This is a genomic window from Roseateles sp. P5_B10, assembly GCF_056400485.1.
Window position 1 is genome coordinate 1 of record NZ_JBFULE010001170.1, and the last position, 1,244, is coordinate 1,244.

Consider the following 1,244-nt stretch of genomic DNA (forward strand, 5'->3'; position numbering starts at 1 on the left):
GAGCCTATCTCAACGATGTTTGGGCTTTTGATCCTCTTGCCAAGTCATGGACGCTGCTCGATCCCAATAACAGCTGTGCGGGCAATACTTCGTTCAATAAACCCAATGGCTCAGACGAAAGCGGCGTGGTATTTGATCCCATAAATAACTATTTCTGGCTTTGGAATGGTGGCAGTGGCTACAGATGTGCCAGCCAGCAGGGTTTTATGCGGTCTGCTGGTGCAGGTACGACGGGCACGAAGTTGGTTGATCCGACGCTGCCAGCCACGACGAATGATTTCTACAAGGATTGGCTCGTGCAAAACGGCGGTAGTCCGACTGCCGTGGTCCTGTCCTATGATGCGGCGCTCAAGACGCTGACGTTGGACCGCGATATCGGGATCAGCGCCGGTGCGGCCTATTCCGTATACGCGGACTTCGGAAGCGGTGCTTGGGCATACTCCCTGAGTACTGGGCAATACATCAGGCTGATGGAGCGTCACTGGGGCTATACCGGATTGGCGCCCACAGAGCGTCATAGCGCAGGGTTCGCTGGAGATGGCGCCAATGCCTATATGTTCGGAAGTGCCAGCAATGATAATTCATTGTATAAACTGAATTTTTCGACCAGAGAATTTACGCTTGCGATCCCTGCTGGCCAAGGGACTTCGCCTGAGCCCCGCGGCCAGATAGAGAACCAGTTTGTCTACGACTCCTTCAGTCGCCAATTCGTGTTGTTTGGAGGGGTATGCTTTGATCGACAGTCGGTGCGGTGCATCAACAATGCCTATTTAAACGACACGTGGCTGTACGACCCTGCAACCAACAGTTGGAGGGAAGTAACCGGAGCCGTTGGCCCGAGCGAACGCAGCTACGCGCAGATGTATTTCGACTCGAAAAATGGAGTTGTCGTTCTGTTTGGTGGCGTTTCGCCTTCCGGTTCGGCATTGGACGATCTGTGGACTTTCGACACGAGAACCCTCTTGTGGACCGAGGTGCACGTGCCGACAACAAACCCGGGGAACGTGTCTCTTGCGCTGACTACGTTTGCACCTTCCACGGGGTGTGGCTACTCGGTGTACGGCCACTCCAGGGGCTCAGCGCTGTTCGGCATCTGGGAGCTTTGCCTTCAGCCGAACACGCCCCCCGTGGCGGTCATTTCCGTGCCCTCGGTTAATTTGCAGGCCGGAATCTTCACTACCTYTTCCGGTTCTGCGAGTACAGATGCTGAAGCCAACATTGCAAGTTATGGGTGGGACTTCGGC

The 1,244-nt window shown here is 55.0% G+C and carries 1 protein-coding gene; it reads left to right on the top strand.

All coding sequences use genetic code 11. From position 1 onward, the window contains the following. Positions 1-1,244, top strand: a 1,244-nt coding sequence (locus AC1DU6_RS31810; protein WP_477862183.1) for a Kelch repeat-containing protein, incomplete at both ends; no start/stop codon positions are given.